The sequence below is a fragment of the Pleurocapsa sp. PCC 7319 genome (genome assembly GCF_000332195.1).
Classification (GTDB): Bacteria; Cyanobacteriota; Cyanobacteriia; order Cyanobacteriales; family Xenococcaceae; genus Waterburya.
The window spans coordinates 95467-101880 of sequence record NZ_KB235920.1 but is presented as its reverse complement, the minus strand read 5'-3'; the positions used below and the strand labels follow the sequence as shown (position 1 = coordinate 101880).

At 37.8% G+C, this 6414-nt stretch carries 4 protein-coding genes; 2 read left to right on the top strand and 2 right to left on the bottom strand.

All coding sequences use genetic code 11. The features are described 5' to 3' along the window. Positions 1-138: 138 nt before the first annotated feature. Both PLEUR7319_RS0104160 and PLEUR7319_RS0104155 read right to left on the bottom strand, forming a co-directional pair. A complete protein-coding gene (locus PLEUR7319_RS0104160) occupies positions 139-3252 on the bottom strand; it encodes a filamentous hemagglutinin N-terminal domain-containing protein (RefSeq protein WP_019503941.1) in 3114 nt (1037 codons plus the stop codon). A 19-nt stretch (positions 3253-3271) separates the two neighbouring features. Then, positions 3272-5140 carry a ShlB/FhaC/HecB family hemolysin secretion/activation protein gene (locus PLEUR7319_RS0104155; RefSeq protein ID WP_019503940.1) on the bottom strand — a complete coding sequence of 623 codons (1869 nt, stop codon included), beginning with the start codon at positions 5138-5140 and terminating at the stop codon, positions 3272-3274. Between the two features lie 524 nt (positions 5141-5664). On the opposite strand from PLEUR7319_RS0104155, the gene PLEUR7319_RS0104145 reads away from it, so the two are divergent. Both PLEUR7319_RS0104145 and PLEUR7319_RS34230 read left to right on the top strand, forming a co-directional pair. Beyond that, complete coding sequence (locus PLEUR7319_RS0104145) at positions 5665-5868, top strand: hypothetical protein (protein WP_019503938.1); 204 nt, start codon at positions 5665-5667, stop codon at positions 5866-5868. A 68-nt stretch (positions 5869-5936) separates the two neighbouring features. After that, positions 5937-6371 (top strand): hypothetical protein, encoded by a 435-nt coding sequence (locus PLEUR7319_RS34230; protein WP_019503937.1) that lies wholly within the window; start codon positions 5937-5939, stop codon positions 6369-6371. The last annotated feature ends 43 nt before the right edge of the window (positions 6372-6414 follow it).

The following is a 6414-nucleotide window of genomic DNA, read 5'->3' as shown; positions in this document are numbered from 1 at the left end:
TTGATTTATGTCATATTGATAGCTTCAATTAATTTTAGAACTAATTAAGCGGACTTCATATTAGACATAATTCAAAATCAATCTTCTTTGATAGTTCAGTTAGTTTTAATGCGGTGGAAATCGGATAAACTTATAGCGTTAAATTCCACTTGAGCAAGTTGTGTGGTGCTGTTGCTCAGAGCGTTTTGTTGGTGTATCCCTTGTGGAATAAGCTGTAAAGATTACTTTCCCCTCTTCATTAAATACCCATCCTTGGGCGGGTACTGGTTCGGATGTTGAAGGTTCAAAATATGTATTGTCTGATTTTTGTATTTGCTGCTGTGATGAAACAGGTTCAATCAAATCAACTTTTACTCTGCCGCTGTTGAGAGTTTCCTGGGGATTAGCAGGAAAACCACCTTTTCCTGTAATAAGGAATTCACTCCCTCTCCCCTGTTCACAGGGGTTTTGCGAAATTTGATCGCTCGCATCACTAACCGCTTCAGGAAGTTCTAATAAACCACTTGTTGGATCAACTTCTGGAGTATTGATAACAATATTGCCATCTATATTAAATTGAGAACTAGCATTTATATCGTTAGTAAAAGGATTGAGAGGGCGTTCCTCAATCCCAAATAGTGATTCAGTAGTAATATTGATATTCCCGCCATTTCCACTTTCCGCGTTAGCAATGATGTCGTTGTTGCCATCAGGGAAAGCAATTACTAATTCTGAATTAATATTTGCATTACCACCATTAGCATCATTAGCGGCTCTAGCAGAAATAGTACTATCATTACGTAATAGTAAATCCTGGTTTACTTGGAGAGTGATATTTCCCCCTGTTCCCGACTCAGTAGAAGCGGAAACCTCACCTTGATTAAGAGATAAGACATCAGTTTGTACAGATAAATCTCCCCCACTACCTTGACCTAGACTATTGACAGAAATTTCCGCACCATCTTGAATAGTTAACTGTTCTGGATTGAGGATAAAAATACTTCCACCATTACCAGTAGAATCTTCGGTAGTGTTTGCAAAAATACCACTATCTGTTCCTTGGTTACGAATTACATCGGGACGTTGAGCTAACCTCTGGGCTAAAGTAGGATCGCTGCCTGACAAGTTAATAGCATTGTTACTATTGATAATGATATTTCCTGCTTTGCCCTCACTAAAAGTAGTTGCAATAATTTGTCCTCCATCAATGGCATTTAAAGTATTTACGTTAACTTCAATGTCTCCAGCATCGCTAGAATTAGCGGTAATAGCTTCAATAATTCCACTATCTAATAAATTCAACTCACCAGTGTTTAAAGTAACTATCCCAGCTTTCCCTAAAGCTCCAGTCTGTGCACTCACAAAAATACCACTAGAATCTAAACCAACTAGTTCTGTTTGAGTTGGATCTAAAGGGTTAAAAATTACTGGCTCTTCGGAAGCTGCTCTAAAACCTGAAATATTAACAGATTCACTGGCATCAATGCGAATATTACCGCCTTGACCAATACCTCCTGGATTATCTAAAAAATTCCCATTAACTTGACTATCTATTCGACCACCAGCAGTTAGATTAAGCACTTTTGTTTCAATATCAATATTACCGCCCATACCTTCTGCCAAGGGAAGAACACTACTATCAATGGAACCACTATCAAGAGCAATCACTTCTTCAGTTCTGATCAAAATATCTCCTGCATTTTGGTTAGTTCCAGTGAAGCTAGTAATAACGCTGGCATCATTTAGTCGTAGAGAATTAGCTTGAATATTAATGCTGCCAGCTTGTCCACTAGTCTCAATTCCAAAAGTTAATTCTCCACCAGCAGCAGTCTGAATAATACTCAAAAAGTTAAAATCTAAATCGTTTATTTGTACTGGAGTTCGTCCTTGAAGCAAAATATCACCACGAATATCAAGATTGATATCTCCTCCTATTCCATTTCCTGCATTACTAGTGGTAATTTGAGCACCATCTTCAATAGTTAGATTCCCAGCCGAAATATTAATATTTCCTCCATTACCATCACTACCGACTCCTATTGCATTATTTAAAAGGCTAGGGGTACGTGAAAAGGTAAATCCCATTACTGATAATGGTGAATCGTTCGCTCCTGCAATACGAACTTCTTCTTCAGCGACGATGGTAATATCTCCTCCATTACCGTCTCCTAAAGTACTGCTATTAATTCCTGTACCATTAACAACGTTTAAAGAATTGGCAGAAATATTAATATTTCCTGAATCTCCATCCCCTAATGTTGTGGTAGAAATCTGAGAATTATTTACACTCAATGAATTAGTTGTTATGTTTAAATCCCCCCCATTACCTGTAGCATTTGGCGAGACTGCATTTAAAATAAAACTATTATCTGATAAAGTTATGTCGTTATTAATATTAGTGGTTACATTACCCGCTTGAGCTTCAGAATTTATGGAACCAGGAGCAATTCCTGCAATAAGAGAACTCCCTTCAATAATTTCTAAATTTTCTCCATTAATTGTTATAAAACCCCCTCCAGAGCCAGCAACATAAATCCGTGAATTATTCTGAAAAGAGATATTTGCTTGAGCTATATTTTCCAGAAAACTTAAACTACTTTCTTCAGTTATCGTTACTGTTCCTGCTTCAGTTAATCCTCCTAATTCAACATTTGAGCCAGGAACAACAATATCTGCGCCATCAAAAGTGACATTCCCACCAACAAAAGTAATAGTTTCTTCTGTCGGGAGCATGAGAGAATCATTATTACTTTGAACTGTAATGTCCCCTGGATTATCTCGAAAATTCAAACCAATCGGAATACTAACCTCTAATAATGGTAATGCTTGTGGATTACTAGCACTAAATTCTGTATCTCCTTCAAACAATAAACTATCTGCGGTAGAAGCAAAAAATGAACCACCAAGATTTAAAGATGCATTTTGACCAAAGATAATCCCGTTAGGATTAATTAGAAATAAATTAGCTGCACCGTTGGCACTAATTAATCCATCGATATCGGAGATATTACTCCCCGTGACCCGACTGAAAATATTGGCAATATTCGCCGCATTATTAAACGCTGCTGAACCACCAGTCGGTACAGAAAACTCATCGAAACTATGAAATAAATTATCACCAGCGCGATCGCCTTGCTCAATTGTAAAATCATTCCCATTTTGGTTAACCGTTGTTGATGTTGTACCATCTGGAGTCACCTGGGCTTCAGCAGTTAAGGGAATTAAGTAACTAAGAGCAGCTAAGGGAAACGATAACCAAGTTGTACATTTCATTATTATTTACTGATAACTGTTAAAAAGGACTGTAATTAACCGAAAAATAAACCCCATCTTCTTGTAAGGTATTACCGCTATCTTGCACATCGATTAGAGGAATACCATAATCAATTCGAGCATCTAACGTATCTCCCATTTGCCATTGCAAACCTAAACCCAAACCCAGCAAAACATTATCTTCTGGATTATCATCGCTGTTCTCATTCCAGCCGACACCAAAATCCAAAAATGGCACGACGGATAATAAACCCTCCACTGATCGGGCTTGGTAAATAGGCAAACGCACCTCCGCAGAAGTAAAGAAGCCATTATCAGTCAATAAAGCATCCTGGCGATAACCCCTAACACTCTGTAGACCACCAACGCTAAACTGCTCTAGAGGAACTAGATTGGTGGTGGCAAATTGCAGATCGGAACGCACTATCAATAAAGAACTTTGTCCCAAACGCCTAACATACTGTCCTTGTCCGCGCCAAGCAAAGAAGCGACTATCGGGGACAGGGTCATCGTTGACGGTAGAATTTAAAACATCTAAACCGATGTTAAATTGCGATCGCCCTGCTAAAACATCTTGGAGGGTTCTTCTGGTATATTCTTGAGAAAATCTTAGGGCAGAAATACGAGTTTCGCCATTCGTATCAGCACCATCAGAGAGTTGAAAGTTTCGTCCCTCGACTTCAGTATTGCTCTCTTGACGAGTTCCTGAGAGACTTACTGCAATTTCTGTCGTCGGAGTTCGGTAGACTGGCTGGCGTACCCCAAATTCCAAGTTAAAAGAATCTCCTTCAATCTCAGCGCGATCAATAGGTTCTTCTACTACTTCCGTTGAAGTAACTCCCCCTCTTAGGTTGATGGTGGTGTTGCGGGAATTTATCGGCACAGAGTAACTAAGGTCAACTCCGTTACTACCATTAGTATTAATATATTCTCCACTCAGGCGATCGCCAAAACCTAATAAATTACCCTCATTAATGCTAATTCCTCTGCGCCAACTCCCCACACTCGGCGATCGAGCATTGTCAGTAAATAGATCGATATTAAAGGAATCGGCTTCAATTACATTAATTTCTAAAATACTTTTTTCTGGACGCGAACCCGCAGCTAATTCTGCTGAGATATTACCAATTAAAGGGTCAAGTTGTAGGATTTGTAGTTGTTCCAGCAGGCTCTCTCTTTCCAGTGGTTGAGATATCCCCCTTTGAAGTCGACTACTAATGTAACTAGTCTTTAGCTTGCTCAAGCCTTCAATTTCAATGTTTTCAATGCCACCTTCCACCACCTGTATTTTGACTACAGCATTCTCTGGTGTCACTTCTTGGTTAGCAGGAATAAACGCTCCAGAATTAATGTAACAGTGCAGTTCCTTCTCCTCGTTATTATTACCTCTAATGCAACCCTCAGTATATTTATCTTTAATAATTTCTTCTGCCTGCAACAACTCCCCAAAGGAAATCTCTTTATTAGTTAACTTATTTAGTGCTTTTCTTAATACTGCATCGCTAAAGGCAGTATTACCCTCAAAGTCAAACCGTTTTACCTTAATAGTTCTTGATGTATCCTCAATTTCTGAGCTAGAAAGGGACTTGGAAGGATTTAATTCTACGGAAGGCTTGGGTTCAGGTTCTAATTGAGGTTTTTTGAGTAGTGGTTGAGGAGTTTTTGGTGGTATGGGATTGGGAAATTGTTCTTGGGCTAAAACTCTTGGAAGTAAAAATCTTGAGGGTTTGATCTGATTTAATTTGTTCCAACTCAAGTAAGAATCAGAATTATGGTTCGACAGGCTTTTGCATATATCGGCTCCACAATAGTGAACAAATATCCAAGCCGTGGCAAGAGAAAGAGCAAATTTAAGCTTCCAGCCAACCATTTTTTTAGGATGGTTCATGATTGGAATATTTATTCTCTTGTTAGTTCAATATCCAGCCAATTTTCGGTAATTATTCTGTTTTTTTGATGTTTGAGCAACTCAATATTCATAGTAAATGCTGTTGAAATTTAATCTAATAATATAGTTATCACTTTTTGCATACAAATCAAAATAACAGCTTAATACAAATCAAAAATGTCTTGATATTTCATAGGTATCTTAAGGTTTATTTAAATTAGTATCTTTAAGTTCATCAACTTCAAACCAATGCTTTCAAGACTTGAATTCACACTAAAAGGAACAATTTTTTTTGTTCCTTTTTCTGCTTTGTTACAATTTCTTACAAACTGTTTATTCGGTTTTAACAAGATTATTCTAATGCTTCTCTTATTCCTCATTTGGCGTATTATATGCGGAGCAGTATACCACAAGGGCATAATGTCCTTTAGAACAATCATTTAGACTAACAACTACATTTGTACTACCAAAAGTTAAAACACTACCATTAGGAATGTCTACTGCAATTTTAGATTTTATTCAATATGACTTATGCCAGAAGAAGAAGGACTCGCTCACTCAGTTCTCCAGGTGAACAGAAGCTCATACTAACCACACCAGACCAGCAAGAGGAAAGTATCACTAATACCCAGACCAAACCACCCGAGCCGACTAATTCAGGTAGTGTTGCAAAACTGGTTCTAACGGATTTTGTGGGTAGTAGAAATACTCAGGATAATGGGGCTTGAAGCACAAAAGAAATCAAATTGAGATAAAGTCAACAAACAATCAATTGATTTTCAGTAAAAATTCAAGCATGGCAGTTTCTATCAGAGGAGATAAAAGTATTTGTTTACCCGTTAGCAGTGAAGAACAATATCAACAACTAATCGCCAATAATCACAATTATAGAGCCTATTTGCTGCAACTTTATGCCAAGTATCCTGAAATTTTTCCCAGAGAAATGGAAGCAGGGTTCAGCTTTCATGATTGGGTGGTCTCCAGCAAACAGGAACTGTCAATGCGCCGCATTAAGCTCAAAGCTAATCAGCAGGTCTATCAATTGCGTCCTGACTTCATTATGCCTTATATGGTAGGAAAAACCGACGAAATAGACAAACCAATGTATTTAAGACAATTTGGTGTGCCTTTTGACGCTTTAAGTTATGTTTTCGGTCGTAAGTACCTAGACAAAATTAATTGTATATTCCGTACCAAAGTTTTTGAGAATATTTTCGACAGCATCTACTAAAGCAGAATAACTTTCATAAGCATCACTTTCTAACCACTTATAC

Bases quoted from the DNA above. Each gene is read 5' to 3' on its own strand.
- PLEUR7319_RS0104145 (WP_019503938.1), top strand. From the start codon at position 5,665: ATGACTTATGCCAGAAGAAGAAGGACTCGCTCACTCAGTTCTCCAGGT.
- PLEUR7319_RS0104160 (WP_019503941.1), bottom strand. From the start codon at position 3,252: ATGAAATGTACAACTTGGTTATCGTTTCCCTTAGCTGCTCTTAGTTAC.
- PLEUR7319_RS34230 (WP_019503937.1), top strand. From the start codon at position 5,937: ATGGCAGTTTCTATCAGAGGAGATAAAAGTATTTGTTTACCCGTTAGC.
- PLEUR7319_RS0104155 (WP_019503940.1), bottom strand. From the start codon at position 5,140: ATGAACCATCCTAAAAAAATGGTTGGCTGGAAGCTTAAATTTGCTCTT.